Source organism: Rickettsia endosymbiont of Urophora cardui (genome assembly GCF_964030725.1).
In the GTDB taxonomy this organism is placed as follows: Bacteria; Pseudomonadota; Alphaproteobacteria; order Rickettsiales; family Rickettsiaceae; genus Rickettsia.
Map to the genome: position 1 here is coordinate 1 of NZ_CAXIPY010000001.1, position 22,244 is coordinate 22,244.

Consider the following 22,244-nt stretch of genomic DNA (forward strand, 5'->3'; position numbering starts at 1 on the left):
TTGCTAGGAAAGTTCTATAATTAATTAAGCCAGATATAATCAATTTTTAATCTCTCAGGGTTTAATTCCCCGAAGCTCTGCTTCGTGATATCATAAGAAACAACTAAAACTTTTTTAGATACCTCGTAGCTCTGCTGCGAGGAGCATCATTTGAATCAGTATTTAATATACTAAAAAATAGAATGAACCTAGAGCATACAAGCCATAGATCTCCTGTTAATTTCTTGGTGCATATTCTAGCTTGTGTTACTTCTTATGCTATCACTAAATCTCGTATAAAACTTGATGCTTTAGCTCCAGAACAACTTCTCTTATCCTAAATTGGCGTTATTACCCAAAACTTATCAATATCAGGGTTATAATATACTAGACTCACTACTCCTATACCGGTAGTAACTCCACCTGTAGCTCCACTGTACTGAGTTCTTGCCACCTCTATTTTCTTCGTATTCCTTTTATTTAACACCGTATCATCAAATATTGTATATCCATTAGATGCAAAAACAACATCATTCTTAATGTGTTCCCATAATAAAGAAGGGGTATATTTTTCATCTCCTAAAAATCTATTAATAACATCATGGCTACATTTCTTCGCATGTTCAGCGTAGTAGGTTAAACTATAATTCTTTTGGCTAACTGTTAAAAATTGACAATAATCTGTCCTATGAATTGGTATTGCTTGCAATCTTATCCTCTTTGACGTGTTTGATTATGTTTACAATAATTTATCACTTTTTTACTCATAGCGTAAGTTTTGCAGTTAAAGCTTTTTGGATAGATACCTCGTAGCTCTACTGCGAGGAGCATCATTTAAAAATTACTTGCAATATTAAATCTTGTATCTTAGTATTGTCTTTAGTAAACAACTATAAGATACTTAAGGGCACTTAAGTAAGAAGACTAATATGCCGTATTAAATCTTAGGGCTATGTAACCCTGTAGTTGAGATCAAACAATTAGTCTTCACATACTCATTAAAGATCGGACGGTATTCTTAGGTCTTGAAATTAATCAATGAACCTGTATTTACAAGGTTGATCTTTGGGTATTCTACTTATTATTAACATAGAAGGTCAAATATGAGTAGCATTATTTTGGGTATAGATATTTCTAAAGCAACATTTGACGTAGCTTTATTAAATGATAATAAAATCAAAACCAAAAAGTTTAATAATACTGCAAAAGGCTTTGCTGCACTAAAACAATGGTTAGAAAAAAAGGGAATAGATACTGCTCACGCTTGTATGGAATCAACAGGTGGTTACGAAGTTAGGTTAGCTCAATATCTTTATGATAATACATTTAAAGTTAGTGTCGTAAATCCAGCTCGCATCAAGGGCTTTGCAATGAGCAAGCTTTCAAGAGTTAAAACTGACAAATCTGATTGTGAATTGATAGCTTCTTTTTGCAAGGCTATGCAACCTGATCTTTGGCAACCAACCCCTATACATATTAAAGAATTACAACAATGGGTAAGACGCTTGGATAGTTTGATTGCTAATAAAAATCAAGAAAATAATAGATTGAGCGGAGCAAGTAAAGCAGTTGCCATTAACATTATGATTCATATTGAATTTCTGGATAAGCAAATTAAGGAAGTAGAAGAACTTATCTCTAATCATATTAAAGGACACAAAGACTTACATGATAAAAGTAAACTTCTTGATTCAATCCCTGGTATAGGAGAAAAAACAATAGGAGTGATACTTGCTTTTCTTGTTGTAGAAAATTTTAATTCTGCAAAACAACTAGCTGCGTTTGTTGGTCTTAACCCAAAGCCAAAACAATCAGGCACTTCTGTCCATGGAATAGGAAAAATATCAAAAACAGGAGATGCTAATTTACGTAAAGCTTTTTATATGCCTGCCATAGTTGCTATAAAACATAATCCGATTATTAAGGATTTTAGTCAACGTTTGAGCAATGTTGGAAAATCTAAAATGGTTATAGTGATTGCTGCTATGCGTAAGTTGCTTCACATAATTTATGGTGTTCTTAATAACAAAACATCTTTTAGTGCAAATATAAAAACCCTGTAAAATAAAATTGAGGTAAAATAATGAAAAAGTTGTTGACACTCAAGACGGTATCTCAACTATTACAAGTAATATTACCTGAACTCACTGCCATATATCCTCTAGCCCAAAAATGATTACCCCAAAATTGTTTCCTTAAATGAGCAAATTCTTGCAATAATATTCTTGAGCTACTCCCTTTTAGATATTGTACAAGCTTACTTAAAGCCACTTGAGGACGGTATGAAATAAATATATGAACATGATCACAAGATACTTTACCTGAAATTATATATGCTTCATGTTCCATGCAAATTTGTCTTAATAAATCCCTGACTCTCTCAGCTACTTTTCCTACCAATGCTCTTTTTCTATACTTTGGTATCCATATAATACGTACTTTTAAATCATACTGGCTATGACTATTTTTTCTATAACTTCTCATATCTTTTTATAAATTCGTTGCTAAAGCAACTTCATTATATCTTCCCTTCGCCTGAAGGCGAGGGATTTTTTATCCCCGTAGGGGGGCATTAAAATTACCTATAAAAAAGAAGTAACTATGGACAGTAAAATCGAATAAAAATTTATTTTTAAATATTTAAATATTATTCGAGAATTACTGATGACATGTACAAATAACCAAGTAGGTATTTTAATGCAAAAGATCAAAAAATATAATCAGATAATTTCTGCTGCAAAAGCAGGTATGAGTGTAAAAACGGCACGTAAGTATTTACGTATTAGATAGTGGACTAATGGTATGGACCTCCTGATATAGAGAATGAAAAGCAGTTGCTAATCTTCTAGGGTTAATATTTAACATATTAAAACAACAATTAAGGAGGTCCATATGGAGGTTACTACAATTGGTATAGATATTGCAAAAAGAATTTTTCAAATTCATGGTGTAGATAAAAATGGCAAGACAGTATTAAAGAAAAAATTGATGAGAGATCAGGTTTTGACATTTATGGCTAATTTACCACAATGTTTAGTAGGGATGGAAGCTTGTGGTGGTTCTAGTTATTGGGCAAGAGAAATAACTAAATTAGGGCATGAAGTAAAACTAATGGCACCGCAATTTGTCAAACCATATGTTAAAACTAATAAAAATGATCAAGCAGATGCTGAAGCGATATGTGAAGCCGTGACAAGACCTAATATGAGATTTGTTGCAATTAAAACTATAGAGCAACAAGAAATTTTATCAATACATAGGGTAAGAGAGAGATTGGTAAAAAATCGTACAGCACTTGCTAATGAAATTAGGGGGCTACTACATGAGTTTGGTTTTATTGTTCCTCAAGGCATTAATAAGGTTATCACAAAATTAATTGAGATTTTAGATGCAGGGAAATTAAGCCAGTTAAGTTATCAAACATTTAGTGAACTAAAAGAAGAATTCTTAGATAATAACAGAAAAATAAAAGAGATAGAAAAACGATTAACAATGATAGCAAGTAACCTAACTCAATATCAACGATTAAGAGCTATACCTGGTCTTGGTTTAATTACTGCTACTGCTTTAATAGCATCAATAGGTAATGCTACAAGTTTTGAGAATGGCAGGCAATTATCGGCATGGCTAGGATTAGTGCCAAGACAACATTCAAGTGGTGGGAAGGATAAGCTGCTGGGAATTAGCAAGCGAGGTGATGTATACTTACGCACTTTATTAATTCAAGGGGCTAGAGCTGTACTAAATGCCAAGATAAGATTTACATCGGAAGAACAGAAATCTAAAAAAGATTTTAGCCAATTTACGAAATGGATGTTTAATTTATCTGAGCGAAGTAGCCATAATAAAACGACAGTTGCCATAGCTAATAAGTTGGCAAGAGTGGTGTTTGCTGTACTAAGATCAGGAGATGATTATGTAGAGAGTAAAGTTTGTAGCTAAAGAGTGTGTAGCATAGCACTTATAAGTAAAATAAATGGTGATTTATATAATGAATAGGTAAAAGCAAAACAATATGTAAGAGATTCCAACCCGAAATATGCTTGAGATAATTAATATTGATGGTAAATAAGACAAACCTTAGCTTACAAAAAAACTGCGTTTTTCAGTGGCTCTTTTAGAAGCCGATGGACTGATAAGTATATAGTTTGTAAGCCAGCGAATTCCATCAGGGCTGTAGAATAAATTAGGTTGATTTATCAGCTATAAGCCGGATACATGACTGCATTTGTTTGTTTTTATTATTGATGTTATTTTTTTCTTGCATTCTACAGGAGGTCCATACATGAAAAATCAAGACAAAAAAATGAGTAGTATGTTTTCCTAATTTTTCGATTATCAGGCAGCAATTTGCTGATAATTTTGCATATAATTCAGATATACATTCATAGGCTTTTTATAACCAATACTTGAATGAAATCTGTGATAATTATATTTATTCAGATAATGATCAATCCCATCTTTTAACTCTTTAACATTGTTAAAATCATTAATAAAGATACAATTATATTTTAAAGTTCTAAAAAACCTTTCTATTACTATATTATCAATACTTCTACCTTTGCCATTCATTGAAATTTGGATATCATGCTCCTTGAGAATATTTATGTGGTCATAACTGGTATATTGGCTACCTTGATCACTATTAAATATCTGTGGAGCGTTATACTTACTGAGAGCTTGTTTCAAGACATCAGTTACAAGAGATGCATCCATAGAATTTGACAGTTTATAGCTCAATATGGCCTTGCTATGCCAATCTATAATAGCTGCCATATACATAAAGCCACCATTAGTTCTAATGTAAGTAATGTCACCACTCCAAACCTCATTCACATTAGGCACATACACTTGCTTTGTTGAGCCAGATTTAGTCCAATATTGATCAAGTAAGTAGCTATAGATCTTATGCTCACTATCGTTTCGAGAAGTAGATTTTTTCTTATGTGGGTAAATAGCTTCTATACCCATCATCCTCATATATTTCAGTACTCGATCTTTACCGACAATAAAACCATCTTCTAGTAACTGTTGATGAATATAGCGATAACCAAATTCAGGATTATCTGTATATATTTCATCTATTCTATTTAAAATACTTAATTTATTTATACTCATCTCCTTGGATTTATAGTAGGCTGTAGATCGACTAATCTTTAATAGTTCACACTGTCTTGATTTTGAGAGTTGATTTAGCTTGGAGTGTACAAGACTCTTTTTATTTGATAAATCCAAGCTTTTGAGCTTTCCCACGGCCCAGTCCCTCTCAACTGTGATTCTACCAAGAGCTTTAGCAAGTTCATCATTTTGCTCTTGTAAATGATTTATTTGTTCTTGATATTCACTCAAAACTTTAGCTGGTTCAAAAGCTAATGCCGCATTACCTAAAAACTGTTTTTTCCAATTTTGAATTGTTTTAACACTTATTGCATATTTTGAAGCTAACTGACCAAGTGTCGACTCCTCTTTTATTAATTCTAATACTATCCCCGTTTTTTCTGAAGCACTGAAAATTTTTACTTTATTTTTCTTCATCTTTCCTCTTAAGTTTATTGCTATTTATTCTAACTTATTGCGGAAACACACTCCTTCATTTTTTTGTCCAATTTTTTCAGTCCATTATATATTTTCTTCCCATACCTCATTGGGTGTTTTATAACCGAGCACTTTTCTTGGTAAATTATTTAAAAAATCCTCAATTTCTTGTAATTGCTTTATTGTTAATTTTTTTATATCTAAAGATTTAGAGTATACTCTGTGCACCATTGAGTTAATCTTCTCTATCAATGGTTTTTGCCATGGAGAATAAGGATTGCAAAAATATACTTTTCGTTCAGATTTTGGCAATAGTTGTTCATGATTGGTAAATTCTTTGCCATTATCTAACGTTATGCTTTTGATTATATGTGACAATTGTTTAAGTTTTTTATTCATGTTACCAATCACATCTTGTGTTCTTTTTGAACGGTTTAAAGTGAGAAACACTTTTTGTGTTCTGATATCCACAAGAGCGCCTATATTACGACTTTGATTACCTTTGTTAAAAGTTAAATCACCTTCTAAATGACCTATTGCTGCTATCTTTCTATTTATCTCTGGTCTTTCAGTAATGGAAACTCGATTTGGTATTGTAATTCTTTTGTTTCTGATTCTTGTACCATGATGCAACCTATTTTTCCTTTTTCTTGCTAAAGATAAATATAATTTTTGCCTTTGTGCTATAGGAGATGTATAAATAAACTGGTATATACTCTCTGTAGAAATATTGACAGTATCTCGTGATAGTTTACGTCTACCTGAAATTATATCTGGTGAAATACCCTGTGTTAACTGCTTTATTATTTCTGCTCGTAAATTATTATCAATATCTAATTTTCTTTTTCTCTTACCTTGCCTTAAACTGCAAGCAAGTGTGTTAGCCCTATCTGGTCTATAATTATGCCTCATTCTCTTGAGTTCATAACATATAGTGCTTTTATCACGGCCAATCTTTGTCCCTATATATCGCGAGCTATAACCACTCTTATTCATTTCGTATATTTTAAATCTTTCATCTATCGTTAAATGAGCCATGATATATCTATATTTAAATGATGCTCCTCGCAGCAGAGCTACGAGGTATCTAAAAAAGTTTTAGTTGTTTCTTATGATATCACGAAGCAGAGCTTTGGGGAATTAAACCCTGAGAGATTAAAAATTGATTATATCTGGCTTAATTAATTATAGAACTTTCCGTTTCTTATGATATCACGAAGCAGAGCTTCGGGGAATTAAACCCTGAGAGATTAAATACTGATGCAATTAATGATCGTTTACGTAACATAGCTTTATCTTCTAATGCTAGTAAATAATTCTTCATATCCTTGCGAATATTAGTTATCATTCTTAAATTTCTAGAATAGAGTTTAAACCATAACTCTTTACAAATATACGCTTTATCACCAAATACCTTACCTGTTATCTTCTGAGTTATAGATTCAAGAACAGATAAATCAGCTCTATTTGCTTTTGTTATTTTAACAGCTATAATCTCTGATTAATGATTAAATGTCATTTAAATCCCATAAACCAACCATAACTAGTCCGTCCGCCAAAACTCTAAAAAATATCACTTGTGTCACTAATTTCCAAAAATAGTGCGATTTTAGAGCAAATTACTCTAATTTTGAGGGCTAATTTTAAATTTTTCTATGAAAAAACACACTATTTCTCAAAATGTACTCAATGTTCTCATTGCCATTTTTTCGTATTTCCATAAGCTTTTCATATAAAACCTTTCATTTTCTTATGGATTTTACTATGCATTTTTGCCTTAAAACCCTATTGCCTATAAGGCTTTTAGAGTTTTGGCGGAGAGACTATGTAATCAATGCGACCATTTTTTGCCACAAACTTAAATACCGTAACCCAACCGTATCCACGTAGGTGAATTTTTAGCCCTTCATCGGGAATCTCTAAAGTTTCCAAGCTAACATTACGATTAACTTTTCTATTTTTTCTTAGGTTGGTAACCCATATCCAACCTAAATTACGTATATGTTTTAAATTATCCAAACCACTATACCAAGCATCCATAACTATAGCATCAGGCTTGATACCTCTTTCTTTAGCTAAAGTAAGCATATCACAAAAATGCTCGTTCTTTGTTTTACCATCAGTTTCTTTATCATATATTCTATAATCTACAGGAGTAGATTGATCAATTTGAGTATTGTAATGCAGTAAGTTTACCATTCCTATACCAGGTATAACATCATGTACAGCCCCAGAATATTGATAATTTACAAGCTCGATCCTCTTACTGTATTGCTTTGACAATAAGGTGTCATCTCCCACTAATAAACAAGGATCTTCCAGATCAATATATTTTGACACTTTGCTATAGATTTCGCTAGGGCGAAAATCCTTACTCTTTAACCATCGACTTGCACTATCGTGCGATAGATCTAATGGACTTACTTCAGATAATGCTTTGCTAGTATATCTTACACTACTTGCTTGTAAGAATGATTTATATAAATCTTTGCTACATTTTGATCTTGTCATTTTTATCTAAAACTATTTTTCTCTAGATTAGCATATTATTTGCTAAGTGCGAAACTCCTGAAATAAAAAGAGTCTTGTACACTCCAAGCTAAATCAACTCTCAAAATCAAGACAGTGTGAACTATTAAAGATTAGTCGATCTACAGCCTACTATAAATCCAAGGAGATGAGTATAAATAAATTAAGTATTTTAAATAGAATAGATGAAATATATACAGATAATCCTGAATTTGGTTATCGCTATATTCATCAACAGTTACTAGAAGATGGTTTTATTGTCGGTAAAGATCGAGTACTGAAATATATGAGGATGATGGGTATAGAAGCTATTTACCCACATAAGAAAAAATCTACTTCTCGAAACGATAGTGAGCATAAGATCTATAGCTACTTACTTGATCAATATTGGACTAAATCTGGCTCAACAAAGCAAGTGTATGTGCCTAATGTGAATGAGGTTTGGAGTGGTGACATTACTTACATTAGAACTAATGGTGGCTTTATGTATATGGCAGCTATTATAGATTGGCATAGCAAGGCCATATTGAGCTATAAACTGTCAAATTCTATGGATGCATCTCTTGTAACTGATGTCTTGAAACAAGCTCTCAGTAAGTATAACGCTCCACAGATATTTAATAGTGATCAAGGTAGCCAATATACCAGTTATGACCACATAAATATTCTCAAGGAGCATGATATCCAAATTTCAATGAATGGCAAAGGTAGAAGTATTGATAATATAGTAATAGAAAGGTTTTTTAGAACTTTAAAATATAATTGTATCTTTATTAATGATTTTAACAATGTTAAAGAGTTAAAAGAGGGGATTGATCATTATCTGAATAAATATAATTATCACAGATTTCATTCAAGTATTGGTTATAAAAAGCCTATGAATGTATATCTGAATTATATGCAAAATTATCAGCAAATTGCTGCCTGATAATCGAAAAATTAGGAAAACATACTACTCATTGGCTCTGTCTCATCAATTGTGTAAATTTCGTGAACCATTAAATTCTACCATCAAATTTGATCATAAAATGAGCCATAGCTTCATTCCAATTGGGGATAGGCATAGACCATTTTTTGGTAATATAATCAATTGTCAGATATAAAACCTTAAATACTGCGTCATCATTTGGAAAGATGCGTGGAAAGTTCTATAATTAATCTCTCAGGGTTTAATTCCCCGAAGCTCTGCTTCGTGATATCATAAGAAACAACTAAAACTTTTTTAGATACCTCGTAGCTCTGCTGCGAGGAGCATCATTAAATATAGATATATCATGGCTCATTTAACGATAGATGAAAGATTTAAAATATACGAAATGAATAAGAGTGGTTATAGCTCGCGATATATAGGGACAAAGATTGGCCGTGATAAAAGCACTATATGTTATGAACTCAAGAGAATGAGGCATAATTATAGACCAGATAGGGCTAACACACTTGCTTGCAGTTTAAGGCAAGGTAAGAGAAAAAGAAAATTAGATATTGATAATAATTTACGAGCAGAAATAATAAAGCAGTTAACACAGGGTATTTCACCAGATATAATTTCAGGTAGACGTAAACTATCACGAGATACTGTCAATATTTCTACAGAGAGTATATACCAGTTTATTTATACATCTCCTATAGCACAAAGGCAAAAATTATATTTATCTTTAGCAAGAAAAAGGAAAAATAGGTTGCATCATGGTACAAGAATCAGAAACAAAAGAATTACAATACCAAATCGAGTTTCCATTACTGAAAGACCAGAGATAAATAGAAAGATAGCAGCAATAGGTCATTTAGAAGGTGATTTAACTTTTAACAAAGGTAATCAAAGTCGTAATATAGGCGCTCTTGTGGATATCAGAACACAAAAAGTGTTTCTCACTTTAAACCGTTCAAAAAGAACACAAGATGTGATTGGTAACATGAATAAAAAACTTAAACAATTGTCGCATATAATCAAAAGCATAACGTTAGATAATGGCAAAGAATTTACCAATCATGAACAACTATTGCCAAAATCTGAACGAAAAGTATATTTTTGCAATCCTTATTCTCCATGGCAAAAACCATTGATAGAGAAGATTAACTCAATGGTGCACAGAGTATACTCTAAATCTTTAGATATAAAAAAATTAACAATAAAGCAATTACAAGAAATTGAGGATTTTTTAAATAATTTACCAAGAAAAGTGCTCGGTTATAAAACACCCAATGAGGTATGGGAAGAAAATATAAATCTGGCTTAATTAATACTGGAATTTACCATCTATAAGCTTTCTATCTATCCCTTATCCTAAATTACTGAAGTTTTGACAAAAATTCTAATTTTTCTGACTAAAGTAAAAATTTATATTTAAAGTTAAATATTTAGTGCTTTTATTAGCTTAAAAGCGATATTTCTACAATTTAAAGTAAATTATTTGATATATAATACAAATTATAGATTGATACACTCGCCACTTTTTTTAATAAAAATTTTTTGTCAAAACTTCAGTAAATTAGCGTTACAAATCTTATTTATGCAACAAAGCCACAATGCCTTATTGCGAGGAGATTCGTAGAATCGACATGGCAATCTAATAAAGTAGAATTCCTGAGATTAATTAGTCGAACTTTCAGTTTCTTCTCACAATGATGTTTTTTATCTTAAGACTCTTTAGTTTCTTTGTTGTGGCTTGATGCGGATTCTAGCATCGCTACTGCCTTATTTAGTTCTACTTGGCTACAAAGTCCAAGTAATACAGGATCACGTGGGTGAATAGATTTCATATTCCAATGGCTGCGGGTTCTAATAGCATCGATGGTAGTTTTAGTAGTACCAATAAGCTTAACTACTTGATTATCTTGAATATCCGGATAATTACGTAGTAACCAATATATAGCATCAGGTTTATCTTGACGTCTTGCAATTGGTGTATATTTAGCACGCTGTTTTTTCTGATTCTTCATTAATTCATAGGCAGGGCTATGAGAAATTTGTAAGACATGTTTAGGGTCTTTGCTACAACGATCAATTTCCTCAATAGTTAGCTGACCATTTGCAATCGGGTCAAGTCCTTTGATAGATTGTGCCACTTCACCATCTGCCATACCTTTTATTTCAAGTTCATGAATACCACAAAAATCAGCAATCTGCTTAAAAGTTAATGAGGTGTTTTCAATTAACCACATAGCCGTAGCTTTTGGAAGTAGCGGTAATATTTTTTGGGAATTCATGATATTTGTTTTTTAGCTTAATAAGAAAGGTTATAACAAATGGTGCTATTTAAGTCAATCTTCATTTATGTCATCTCGTGGACAAGAAACTAGATGACACGAGGACGTTTTTCGATCTATGCAACACATTCTAGTATTCATTTAGAAACTTGACAATTTCTTCAACTACTTTCTTAGCATCACCAAATAACATAAAGGTATTGTCGTGATAAAATAACTCATTTTCTATACCAGCATATCCTGAAGCCATAGAACGTTTAATAAACAAAACGCTACGAGCTTTTTCAACATCTAAAACAGGCATACCGTAAATTGGGCTATCTGGATCATTTTTAGCGGCTGGATTAGTTACGTCATTTGCTCCAATAACTAAGACTATGTCGGTAGTAGCGAAATCTCTATTAATCTCTTCAAGCTCTAAAACTTTCTCATAATCAATATTAGCTTCGGCAAGTAGCACATTCATATGCCCTGGCATTCTACCTGCTACAGGATGTACAGCAAAACGTACGTTAATGTCTAACCCTTCTAATATATCAACCATTTCTTTTATAATATGCTGAGACTGAGCTACTGCCATACCATAACCCGGAACAATTATAACAGATGATGCATTACGCAATAAATTTGCTGCATCTTCAGGGTAGCTTGCTTTTGCTACCTTATCATCATCTATATTTTTATTAGTACCACTAGGAGCTGGTAAAAATGCACCAAAAATAACTTTGATTAAGGAGCGATTCATTGCCTTACACATTATATAGCTAAGTATAGCACCGCTACTACCAACCAATGCACCAGTAATAATAAGTAAGCTATTGCTGAGTGTAAAACCTATACCTGCTGCTGCAAAACCTGAATAGGAATTTAACATCGATACTATCACCGGCATATCAGCACCGCCTACCGGTATTATAAGCAATACCCCAATTAGCAAAGATAGTAATATTATTAGGTTAAATAGAAATATATTTTCTGAGCGAATAAACAACACTATTAATGCGACTAATAATATTGTTGTCAGTAAACATACATATTGCTGACCATAAAATTTTAATGTGCTGCTTTTCATTAAGCCTTGTAGCTTTAAAAAAGCAATAATTGAACCGCTAAAAGTTAAAGCACCTATAGATACACCTAGTGATATCTCTATCAAAGAACTAGTAGGCAAGCTTCCTGCAATACCTATAGCAAAATTTTCAGGTGCAAGTACAGTAGCATAAGATACAAATACCGCAGCAAGACCAACAAAAGAGTGAAAGCCCGCAACTAATTGTGGCATTGCCGTCATAGAAATTTTAAGAGCAATTACCCCGCCTATTATGCCCCCAACTAATATAGTAGCTATAATAGGTAATTTATGGGCAAAATCAGGCAGAAAGAAAGTAACACCGACTGCTATTGTCATCCCCAAAATACCTATAGTACTGCCTAAACGTGCTTGTTTTTGTGATGATAAAAACTTGAGCGATAGAATAAAGCAAATAGCAGCTATGAGATATAATAATTGGATAATCTGTAAGGACATAGGTTAATATGTTTTATTTATATGTTTGCGTGAATTATATCCTCTGTCATCCCGTGGCGGCATTGCTGCGTGGATCAGTTTTTCCGTCTGAGCTAAGGAAATTACGCAGTAATTGACGAAGCAAGGAAGTATAAAAAATGCTATAAATTAGCATTTTTTATTATTTTTTCTGGATTGCCACGCTCCTTATAGTCGCTCGCAATGACGATTATACTAAAAACTAAATCCTATACCTATAGAAACTACTAAAGGATTAAGCTTAGTTCTAGAGGTAATATTTTGATTTCCTACTAAACTTGGCTTATATACAATTTTAGGATTTAAATAATATTGTTTTATGTCTAAATTTATTACTGTATTATCTTTAGCATAGAAATCTAGACCTATTTGTCCTACAAAACCATTTCCGTTTCTTATCTTAATACCGCTAGATTGAGTGATCATATATGAACCATGATAACCTAACCCTACATAAGGTCTAATACCACCGAAAGGTGCTACATGAAATTGTCCTGTAATTGTTGCCGGAATCATATAAAGAGGCTTACTTTTACCAGGTGTTGTTCCAACGCCATAGTTATAAGATACATTACTAAGCACTGAATTTTTAGTACGTAAAACATTAAAACCTAAAGATAATTCAGTAGCAAAATAATTGTTGAAGAATATAGTAGTAGAGATATCACCACCATAACCATTTTTTACAAACTCACCTACTGGAAGAGGCTGAGGAACTGTAGGAGTAGGTAAGTTTTTTTGCTTAGCATGTGCAAAAACTCCGTTTAGACGCATTTTAACGAGTAAACTTCCTTCATTTTCATAATATGGAATATCATCATAATTATATTCCGGTACAGCATTTACATCAGCTTCTATGCGTTTAGCAAAGCTATTAATGCTTATGCATGATACAAATAAAATTACTCCTAACCTTTTAGACATTCTTATCATAGTTACAACCTTATACTTGCTTAAAATTCATTATTATATTATAATATAAGCTTTTCATCGTTATGTTATTTATATTTTTTAAGATAAGATTCTTTCATATCAAAAGTCAAGAAATTTAAATAAAATTATAGAAATTACTGGAGTATATTTAATGAATGATGCATTAAAAACATATTCAATAGGTATAGGTTGGTTTTTACTTAGTTTAGTAAGTAGTAGTGCTAACGATGTAATGTCTAAATATTTAGGAACTAGATTACACAGTTTTGAAGTAGCTTTTTTCCGTTTTTTCTTCAGTAGCATAGTTTTATTACCTTTCGTTGCTTATTATGGTAAAAATACCTTAAAAACAAGTCGTCCTTTTGTTCATATTTTAAGGGGATTATTATTATTTTTTGGTATGACTTCGTGGACTTATGGCTTAAGTATTGCACCTGTTACTACTGCGACTGTTATAAGTTTTTCTATCCCCCTATTTACTTTAATACTTGCCGTATTTTTTCTTAATGAAAATATCATTTGGCAAAGATGGGTAGTGACAATAGTAGGATTCGTTGGGCTAGTAATTACGCTTAAACCTCATGCCGAGGATTTTAACTCCGAAATGCTCTATTTTGTTTTAGCAGCTATTTCATTTTCTATGCTTGATATTATAAACAAAAAATTTGTGGTAAAAGAGTCAATGATTAGTATGCTATTTTATTCAGCAATAGTAACTGCTGTGGTATCGATACCTGCTGCAGCTAACTACTGGCTTACTCCAACTCTTTTTGAATTAGCGTTGTTATTTATCTTAGGCAGTAGTGGGAGTTTAATATTATTCTTGCTACTTAAAGCTTTTTCTATGGTAGATGCTACCGCTACCGCTCCTTATAGATATTTAGAGCTTGTGATTTCGGCAATAGCAGCATATTTCATATTTAACGAGTTTCCAGACAAAAGTACATTGCACGGGGCGATAATCATAATTCCAGCAACTTTATTTATAATATATTCTGAAAAAAAAGCCATGAGCAAAAAAATATGAATCGAAAAAAAATAGTATTTTCAAGCGGCATAGCCAACACTTTTGAATGGTATGATTATGTACTATTCGCTTACTTTGCACCGATAATCGGAACTAAGTTTTTCCCAAATGACGATGCTAATACTTCTTTATTGCAGGCTTTTTTAGTCTTTGCTATAGGGTATTTGGCAAGACCACTAGGAGGCATATTTTTCGGTGTTATCGGTGATAAATTCGGTAGAAAAGCAGCCTTAACTGGTGCTTTATTCTGCATGTCTGCCCCAACTATATTAATCGGAATATTACCGACCTACCATACTATCGGTATCACTGCCACTATATCAATGATTGTTGTTAGAATCTTACAAGGGCTGTCAATGGGCGGAGCTTTAACCGGTTCTATCTCATTCGTTATTGAGCATACTCATCCAAAGCATCGAGGCTTTACTGGCAGTATTTCAATGTCTAGCATATGTGCTGGTTTATTGCTTGGCTCTTTTGTTTCTTATATCGTCAAGAATATCTTAAACGCTGAACAGCTTGATAGTTTCGGCTGGAGGATACCTTTTTTACTTGGTTTCTTTATTCTTTTTGCAGCTTTTTATATTAAGAACCATACGCATGAAACGCCAAATTTTAAAAATTTAAAAGAACAGAAAAAGATACAGAATTCGCCGCTAAAAAAAGTTATTACTAAGCATTGGTTTGATATATTGATTTCAATTTTTATTAATGCTCCAGGTTCGATAATATTCTATTTGCATGCAATTTATTTAGTGTCATTCTTAAAAATCAGTCGTAACTTTACTGAAAATGAAGTAAACAGCCTAGCAAGCGTATGTTATGTAATTATGATAGCTATAACATTACTTAGCGGTTATTTATCCGATGTTATAGGTCGCAGGAAAATTTTTGTAATTAACCTTGTAGTGATTATTATAGCAACTCCGTTTTTACTTAATAATTTTGAAACAGGTAATTTAACCGGCGTAATTATTTCACAATTTATACTCGCAGTGCTTGCTGCTAGTTATATTGGTCCTGAGCCAGCTTTGCAGGCAGAATTTTATCCTACTGAAATACGTAACACTGCACTCTCGCTTTCATATAACACCGCTACAACTATATTTGGTGGCACTACTCCACTTGTTTTTGAGTATCTAGTACAAAAAACAGGTCAAGTTACTTCTGCAGTTTATTATATTATTTTAAGCTGCATTCTTGCATTGATAGCATTATTCTTTTACAAAAACCGTACATAAATATACTCGTTTTATTTGAACTGAAGTTTTGACAAAATCCTTTCCATAAGGAGAAATGTATTCCAATTTTTTTATACTTTTTTAACGCTAATTTAGGATAAGGGATAGATAGAAAGCTTATAGATAAAGGGTTTAAAGGAGATTAATGTTGAGTTATGAGAGATTAATGGGGAGTGTTAAGAAGTGGTGGCCATGGTCGGAATCGAACCAACGACACAAGGATTTTCAGTCCTTTGCTCTACCCACTGAGCTACATGGCCAAATATATTCAAATGATTTGAAGAATTGGCTACGTCATCTTATAAGTACTTGCGGTACTCACGTTACTTGCATGTACGTTCCGTTCCTCGTCTTATAGATTCCTTGCTCTTTTCCAAATAAAACTTCGTCTATATTCATTTTACCTAGGAATGTAATCTAATCCTTATAATAGATTAATTGGCTTTTGTCTATTCTTAATTTACTAGTATTAGACAAAAATAAGAAATTATAGTACAATATACCGCAAATACTTCAAAAGTTGGTAGGTCAAATAAGCGGTGAGTCTGCGGAACGTAGATAAACTACGTGAGCAAAGACGAATCCCGAAATTTGGCTTGCCAAATCTTGAAGTATTAAAGGTATACATAATTATTTATACAGCATTTTCTATGATAAAAATTGGTAACATTGAACTTTCTTCAAACGTAATCCTTGCTCCGATGTCGGGCGTGACGGATTTGGAATTTAGAAGATTAGTGAAAAGATTTGGAGCGGGGCTTGTGGTGTCGGAAATGATTGCAAGCAGAGCAATGATTGTAGAATCTAGGCAATCACTGCAAAAATGTTCTATTATGCAAGACGATGCAACAAGTGCATGCGTGCAGCTTGCCGGTTGTGAGCCGAACGTTATGGCTTTGTTGCATAAATAAAATTTGTAGAGCAAGAGTGGTGATAATCTGGTAAGATGTCCTGAATTAAAAAATAATCCAGATTATATGAGATCTCGGAAGAAAGCCCCTTTTAGTAAATCACGCAAGTATTCTAAATATAAAATAACGAATTGGTCAGAATATAATAATTTTTTACGCAATAGGGGTCGCATAGATTTTATGATTGCCAGTGATTTGGCGATTGGCTGGTATGCTGATTACAGAGAGGAAATGAAACGAGGAAGACCTAGACGCTATAGTGATCACGCTATATTACAGTGTTTGAAGATCAGATGCTTATTCGGTCTTAAGTTACGCCAAACCCAAGGCTTTATAAACTGGCTCTTTGAAATATCGGGTTTATCTATTAGATGTCCAGACTATACAACATTAAGTAAGCGTATGAAGTCATTAGATCTTAGGTATTTACATGGAAATCAAGATAAAGAATTTAGTTGTATTTCAATGGATAGTACAGGGATACGAGCCTACACAGGGAACGAATGGCTAGAAAATAAGCATGGTAAGCAATATAAGCGTCGCATATGGAAAAAGCTACATATCGTTATAGAAGATCAAGGTATGATACTTGCCGATAGTACCACAGAGCATACTATAGATGATAGATCACAGATTGGACTACTAATAGCTAATGTCAGAGCCAAGGATTTTCTGGGAGATCGAGGGTATGACGGTGAATCTACATATCAATTGTTGAGAAAGAAGAAGATAAAACCAGTTATTAGACCCCCAAACTCTTCAGTAAAAGTTCAATCGCTTAGGGATAAAACTGAGAGAGATGCAGCTGTTATATATCAACAAAACAAAGGATATCAAGCATGGAGGGTAAAGAATAATTATGGTAGAAGGGAGCGTGTAGAGAACACGTTCTTTCGATTTAAAACTTCTTTTGGTAGTAAGTTTCTATCAAGACATGATCAAAATATGACAAAAGAAATGTCTATTAAATGCCACTTATTAAACAAAATGTTTGAAATTGGTAAACCTATCTCTGTGCCTGTTGGCTAGGCTAGCATTGCGGGGTTAGGGGCAGTATATTCAAAAGCTTATTTATGCAACAAAGCCGAGCTGATAGGTATTTACTCGACGTAATGGATACTATATCATTACTTGCACTGTGTCATCCCGTGGCTTGTCCACGGGATTCAGTAATAAATTAAATTTGTTGTTTTTCTGGATCCCGTGGACAAGCCACGGGATGACAGAAGTAAGCTAGTCCATGCAGCCCATAATAGAATTTTATAACGTATCTAAAAAATTTGGTAATAAGTTACCGATAAATAACGTTAGTTTCACTGTTAAAAAAAATAATATTACCACTTTAATAGGACCAAACGGAGCAGGTAAAACTACTATAGTTAGGCTAATGCTTGGGCTTGAAAGACCAACAAGTGGCGAAATTATAATTGATCCTAGATTAAAGATCGGTTATGTGCCGCAAAAATTTAACCTAAGTTCTGATTTGCCAATTACAGTAAAGAAATTTTTAGATTTACTAGCACCAAATAATCTTACTAATGATATTAAAGAAGTCCACTCATTCATTGATTTAGAGCGTTTAAAAGATCAAGAAATTTCTACGCTTTCAGGTGGGCAGTTTCAAAAGATAGTTCTTGCATCCTCTTTGCTTAGCAAACCCGATCTAATTATTTTAGATGAGCCACTGCAATCTTTAGATGTCACAAGCCAGCAAGAATTTTATCAGCTTATTAGTTTAATCCGTAAGAAGCTAGATATTACTGTTTTCATGATTTCACATGATTTATTTACAGTAATTAAAAATTCTGACCAAGTAATATGCTTAAACGGTCATATATGTTGCACCGGAACCCCAAACGCTATAACTCCAAATTCTGATTTTTCAAATGCCCTTTCCTCTCTAGGCTTTTATACTCACCACCACGATCATAAGCATTAGTCTATCATCTGCTGGATAGTATATTTTTTATATTAATCTCTCAGGGTTTAATTCCCCGAAGCTCTGCTTCGTGATATACTACTTGAATGGAAGAAAGCAGTTATATACATAAGAGTCATAATGTCACAGTACTAATATATCATTTAGTAACGCCGGCAAAGTATAGAAGAGTAATATTCAATCAAGAACTAGATGATTATTTGTGTAAAATTTGTGAGCACATAGAAGATTGACTAACGAATATTAGAATTACCCTCAACGAACATTAAAATTACCTATAAAAAAGAAGTAACTATGGACAGTAAAATCGAATAAAAATTTATTTTTAAATATTTAAATATTATTCGAGAATTACTGATGACATGTACAAATAACCAAGTAGGTATTTTAATTATCTACCGGTCTATTCTCCAGATTTAAATTCTATTGAACACTGTTGGGCTAATTTTAAAAATTACTTGAGAAAAATTATTAAAAACTTTAAAGATTTTCGTGATGCAATAACGGCAGCAATGGTAAAAACCTTCCCGTGTTAGCTATATATCAAATAATTTACTTTAAATTGTAGAAATATCGCTTTTAAGCTGATAAAAGCACTAAATATTTAACTTTAAATATAAATTTTTACTTTAGTCAGAAAAATTAGAATTTTTATCAAAACTTCAGATTAAGATACTGACACTAAATTTGTGGGATGCCTTATTATATGACATATTAAACATTACCACCATGTAAGGACCTTAGTGAAATAAGCTATACAAGATCATATAGACCTTAAACTAATGAGAAAATGGCAAGGTTTTGGCAAACAATAAAGGATGACTTATTTGAGTATTTAATTTATTATAATGAAATACGTAATCATCAATCTTTAGATGGACAAACTCCTTTTGCTTTCTTAAATTCTTGTCAACGATTTACGTAACCTTTACGCAGGATGACATCGAGGATGTTTTTTGGTTTACGCAACAACATTATCTCGCAATAACGAATTGGAAGTTACAAAATTAAATTTATTAACATGTTTAAAATAAAACAAGAAATCATAAACAACACTGTACAAATAGTATTTAGATTGCTATTTGCGTTATTATGTTTTTTTATAATATTATTTCCTGAATTTGCTTACAAAATTGGTATTAAGAGCAGAATTTTTCCTGCAATAGAAATCATATTTATTTATTATTTCATGACTTTATATGCCTTAAATATGCTCGTAATATTTTTGATAGGATTACTGCTTGATCAAATAAATTCCATGCCTATCGGGACAAATTCCTTAGTTTTTTTATCAGCCTATATAATTTTAAAATTATCTTCAAAATTTTTTGCGATAAAAAATTATTTAATAAATTTCATCGTATTTTGCGTTTACTGTTTATTTATCTTGAACTTTAAATATTTACTTGTAACAATAAAAAAGTTAGAAATAGATGGATATTTAACAATTTTATTTCAATATTTAACAACTATATTTTCTTATAATTTAATTCGTCTTATATTTGACTCTCCTCTAAGTTATTTTAAAAAGCATGCTAAACAAAAAAATATTACATAATGAGTTAATCTCACGCCGTGCTTTTATAATTGGAGCAAGTAAACTCGGGCTTTTATCTTTACTTGGAATGCGGATGTTTTATTTGCAGCTTATCAAAAGTGAGGAATATAAGACGTTATCAGATAAAAACCGTATTAATTTTGTTGTTCTACCACCTAGCAGAGGCAGAATTTACGATTTGGAAAATAATATTCTAGCTACTAATAAGCCATGCTATCAGCTATTAATAGATCGAAGCGTTAATAATAATTATAAAGATGAGCTAGAAATAGTTAGTAAAGTTTTAAACTTATCTGAAGAAAAATATAATTATATCCAGCAAAAAATTAAGAAATCTAGCCGTCACGTGCCTTTGATGATACTCGATCAACTTGATTGGCAACAAGTATCTTTAATCGAAGAGCAGAAACATAAATTAACTAATATATTTATCGATATAGGATATTTAAGATCCTATCCTTTCTCAAACGTGACTTCTCATCTAATTGGTTATCTTGGGCAGATAAATGAACAGGAAAAGCAAGGATTGAATGTATATAATTTAAGTGATTTTAATATAGGTAAATCTGGGATCGAAAAATATTATGATGATAAATTGCGAGGGGAGTTCGGTTATAAAAAAGTTGAGGTTAACGCTTATGGTAAACAAGTAAGAGAAATTTCAGGGGTTTCCAGTAAATCAGGTAATGATATTTATTTAAATATCGATGTAAACCTTCAGCAAAAAATACAAGAATATCTAAATCCACAAGGCTCTTCTGCAATAGTTATGGATACTGAAAACGGTAATGTGTTAATTTGTACTTCCTCACCTACGTTTGAATCAAATAATTTTAGCAAATTATCCGAAAGTTATTGGCAAAGTCTAACTAACGATCCTTATAAGCCTTTAATCAATAAAGTAGTGCAGAATTCCTATCCACCTGGATCTGTTTTTAAAATAATTACCATACTTGCAGCATTAGAAGCGGGCATTAAGCCAAACAAGACTTTGTTTTGCAGCGGTACTTCTGTACTTGGTACTAATAGCTTTAGATGCTGGAAACATACTGGTCACGGCACTCTTGATATGTCATCTGCTCTTAAGCATTCCTGTAATACTTACATGTATGAGATCTCTAGAATAGTAGGACCTGACAAAATTCTTGAGGTTGCTAGAAAATTTGGGCTAGGCTCAAAAACCGGTATTGATTTAGCCCCTGAAAGTTCAGGATTCGTACCATCAAAGGAATGGAAAAAGAAAAAACTAAAGCTTCCTTGGTCAATAGGTGATACTTTTAATTTAGCAATCGGACAAGGTTATTTAGGTGTTACCCCCATCCAGCTTGCAAGGTTTATTACAGCTATTGCAAGTACGGGTAAATTATATACACCAAGAATAGTGAAAAATGATCTAGAATATCATAATATTGATATTAATCCTGAAAATATTAAAATAGTGCAGGAAAGCTTGTATAATGCAGTGAATGTTGCAGGCGGTACTGCCTATTATAATAGGATACTTGGGGAGGATAGACAACTTGCCGGTAAAACAGGCACTTCTCAAGTGCAAGGCAAAGCAAATGCTAACGATGATCTTAGCCGTGATTCTATAGCTTGGGAGCGACGAAATCATGCTTTATTTATAGGTTTTGCTCCTTATCATAATCCTCGCTACTCCATTACTGTTTTTGTCGATCATGGAGGCGGCGGAAGTAAAGCTGCTGCTCCCATCGCCCGCAAAATCATGTCTGACGTGCTGGATAAGTATACTCGCTGAATTTGAAAAATTGGCGTCGTTGTCTTTTGCTGATAATCCTCGGCTTTGTTGCATAAATAAGATTTGTAGAGCAAGAGTGG

The 22,244-nt window shown here is 32.5% G+C and carries 16 protein-coding genes, 1 tRNA gene and 9 pseudogenes; 15 read left to right on the top strand and 11 right to left on the bottom strand.

Going from position 1 to position 22,244, the window contains the following annotated elements:
- Positions 1-328: 328 nt before the first annotated feature.
- Positions 329-688, bottom strand: a pseudogene (locus tag AAHI98_RS00005) (IS701 family transposase); the annotation flags it as partial.
- Between the two features lie 394 nt (positions 689-1,082).
- On the opposite strand from AAHI98_RS00005, the gene AAHI98_RS00010 reads away from it, so the two are divergent.
- A complete protein-coding gene (locus AAHI98_RS00010; protein WP_342224639.1) occupies positions 1,083-2,042 on the top strand; it encodes a transposase in 960 nt (319 codons plus the stop codon).
- A gap of 64 nt (positions 2,043-2,106) precedes the next feature.
- Here AAHI98_RS00010 and tnpA read toward each other — a convergent pair.
- Positions 2,107-2,463: pseudogene (gene tnpA, locus AAHI98_RS00015) on the bottom strand (IS200/IS605 family transposase); the annotation flags it as partial.
- A gap of 180 nt (positions 2,464-2,643) precedes the next feature.
- Between tnpA and AAHI98_RS00020 the strand changes: the two are divergent.
- Entirely contained in the window at positions 2,644-2,769 is a 126-nt protein-coding gene (locus tag AAHI98_RS00020; RefSeq protein ID WP_342224641.1) for a hypothetical protein, read from the top strand.
- A 102-nt stretch (positions 2,770-2,871) separates the two neighbouring features.
- Positions 2,872-3,921 (top strand): IS110 family RNA-guided transposase, encoded by a 1,050-nt coding sequence (locus tag AAHI98_RS00025; RefSeq protein ID WP_342224642.1) that lies wholly within the window; start codon positions 2,872-2,874, stop codon positions 3,919-3,921.
- 396 nt (positions 3,922-4,317) lie between these two features.
- Here AAHI98_RS00025 and AAHI98_RS00030 read toward each other — a convergent pair whose 3' ends face one another.
- From AAHI98_RS00030 to AAHI98_RS00045, 4 genes and pseudogenes are all read right to left on the bottom strand, one after another.
- Positions 4,318-5,514, bottom strand: a complete 1,197-nt coding sequence (locus tag AAHI98_RS00030) for an IS3 family transposase (protein ID WP_342224643.1) — start codon at positions 5,512-5,514, stop codon at positions 4,318-4,320.
- Between the two features lie 84 nt (positions 5,515-5,598).
- On the bottom strand, positions 5,599-6,552 hold the full coding sequence (locus AAHI98_RS00035; protein WP_342224644.1) for an IS30 family transposase: 954 nt from the start codon (positions 6,550-6,552) through the stop codon (positions 5,599-5,601).
- A gap of 208 nt (positions 6,553-6,760) precedes the next feature.
- Positions 6,761-7,068: pseudogene (locus AAHI98_RS00040) on the bottom strand (transposase); the annotation flags it as partial.
- A 264-nt stretch (positions 7,069-7,332) separates the two neighbouring features.
- Positions 7,333-8,025 (bottom strand): annotated as a pseudogene (locus tag AAHI98_RS00045) (IS701 family transposase); the annotation flags it as partial.
- Between the two features lie 85 nt (positions 8,026-8,110).
- On the opposite strand from AAHI98_RS00045, the pseudogene AAHI98_RS00050 reads away from it, so the two are divergent.
- A pseudogene (locus AAHI98_RS00050) lies at positions 8,111-8,971 on the top strand (IS3 family transposase); the annotation flags it as partial.
- Between the two features lie 70 nt (positions 8,972-9,041).
- On the opposite strand, the pseudogene AAHI98_RS18355 reads toward AAHI98_RS00050, so the two are convergent.
- Positions 9,042-9,182: pseudogene (locus AAHI98_RS18355) on the bottom strand (IS256 family transposase); the annotation flags it as partial.
- A gap of 135 nt (positions 9,183-9,317) precedes the next feature.
- On the opposite strand from AAHI98_RS18355, the gene AAHI98_RS00055 reads away from it, so the two are divergent.
- Complete coding sequence (locus AAHI98_RS00055) at positions 9,318-10,280, top strand: IS30 family transposase (RefSeq protein ID WP_342224646.1); 963 nt, start codon at positions 9,318-9,320, stop codon at positions 10,278-10,280.
- Positions 10,281-10,680: 400 nt separating this feature from the next.
- Here the strand turns inward: AAHI98_RS00055 and AAHI98_RS00060 are convergent, their stop codons facing one another.
- The 3 genes from AAHI98_RS00060 to AAHI98_RS00070 all read right to left on the bottom strand — a co-directional run bounded on the left by AAHI98_RS00060 (position 10,681) and on the right by AAHI98_RS00070 (position 13,729).
- Complete coding sequence (locus tag AAHI98_RS00060; RefSeq protein ID WP_342224647.1) at positions 10,681-11,250, bottom strand: cell cycle transcriptional regulator TrcR; 570 nt, start codon at positions 11,248-11,250, stop codon at positions 10,681-10,683.
- 130 nt (positions 11,251-11,380) lie between these two features.
- The gene (locus AAHI98_RS00065; protein WP_342224648.1) at positions 11,381-12,778 is read right to left on the bottom strand and encodes an NAD(P)(+) transhydrogenase (Re/Si-specific) subunit beta; all 1,398 of its coding nucleotides are present in this window, start codon (positions 12,776-12,778) and stop codon (positions 11,381-11,383) included.
- A gap of 213 nt (positions 12,779-12,991) precedes the next feature.
- A complete protein-coding gene (locus AAHI98_RS00070) occupies positions 12,992-13,729 on the bottom strand; it encodes an OmpW family outer membrane protein (protein WP_342224649.1) in 738 nt (245 codons plus the stop codon).
- Between the two features lie 151 nt (positions 13,730-13,880).
- On the opposite strand from AAHI98_RS00070, the gene AAHI98_RS00075 reads away from it, so the two are divergent.
- Both AAHI98_RS00075 and AAHI98_RS00080 read left to right on the top strand, forming a co-directional pair.
- Positions 13,881-14,756 (top strand): DMT family transporter, encoded by an 876-nt coding sequence (locus AAHI98_RS00075; RefSeq protein ID WP_342224650.1) that lies wholly within the window; start codon positions 13,881-13,883, stop codon positions 14,754-14,756.
- Positions 14,753-15,997 (top strand): MFS transporter, encoded by a 1,245-nt coding sequence (locus tag AAHI98_RS00080; RefSeq protein ID WP_342224651.1) that lies wholly within the window; start codon positions 14,753-14,755, stop codon positions 15,995-15,997. The genes AAHI98_RS00075 and AAHI98_RS00080 overlap by 4 nt, the downstream gene beginning before the upstream one ends.
- A 184-nt stretch (positions 15,998-16,181) precedes the next feature.
- On the opposite strand, the gene AAHI98_RS00085 is transcribed toward AAHI98_RS00080, so the two are convergent.
- Positions 16,182-16,257: transfer RNA gene (locus AAHI98_RS00085), tRNA-Phe, on the bottom strand.
- 390 nt (positions 16,258-16,647) lie between these two features.
- On the opposite strand from AAHI98_RS00085, the pseudogene AAHI98_RS00090 reads away from it, so the two are divergent.
- The 8 genes and pseudogenes from AAHI98_RS00090 to mrdA form a co-directional block, all read left to right on the top strand.
- Positions 16,648-16,893: pseudogene (locus AAHI98_RS00090) on the top strand (tRNA-dihydrouridine synthase); the annotation flags it as partial.
- A gap of 81 nt (positions 16,894-16,974) precedes the next feature.
- Positions 16,975-17,937, top strand: coding sequence for an IS5 family transposase (locus AAHI98_RS00095; RefSeq protein ID WP_342224652.1), 963 nt, complete (start codon positions 16,975-16,977; stop codon positions 17,935-17,937).
- A gap of 211 nt (positions 17,938-18,148) precedes the next feature.
- Positions 18,149-18,847, top strand: a complete 699-nt coding sequence (locus AAHI98_RS00100; protein WP_342224653.1) for a metal ABC transporter ATP-binding protein — start codon at positions 18,149-18,151, stop codon at positions 18,845-18,847.
- An 86-nt stretch (positions 18,848-18,933) separates the two neighbouring features.
- Positions 18,934-19,077 (top strand): annotated as a pseudogene (locus AAHI98_RS00105) (IS200/IS605 family transposase); the annotation flags it as partial.
- A gap of 168 nt (positions 19,078-19,245) precedes the next feature.
- Positions 19,246-19,383 (top strand): annotated as a pseudogene (locus AAHI98_RS00110) (IS630 family transposase); the annotation flags it as partial.
- 254 nt (positions 19,384-19,637) lie between these two features.
- Positions 19,638-19,772: an IS3 family transposase gene (locus AAHI98_RS18025; protein WP_410526178.1), complete on the top strand. Its 135-nt coding sequence runs from the start codon at positions 19,638-19,640 to the stop codon at positions 19,770-19,772.
- Positions 19,773-19,868: 96 nt separating this feature from the next.
- A complete protein-coding gene (locus tag AAHI98_RS00115; protein ID WP_342224654.1) occupies positions 19,869-20,405 on the top strand; it encodes a hypothetical protein in 537 nt (178 codons plus the stop codon).
- Positions 20,380-22,164 carry a penicillin-binding protein 2 gene (gene mrdA / locus AAHI98_RS00120; RefSeq protein WP_342224655.1) on the top strand — a complete coding sequence of 595 codons (1,785 nt, stop codon included), beginning with the start codon at positions 20,380-20,382 and terminating at the stop codon, positions 22,162-22,164. The genes AAHI98_RS00115 and mrdA overlap by 26 nt, the downstream gene beginning before the upstream one ends.
- Positions 22,165-22,244: the final 80 nt, after the last annotated feature.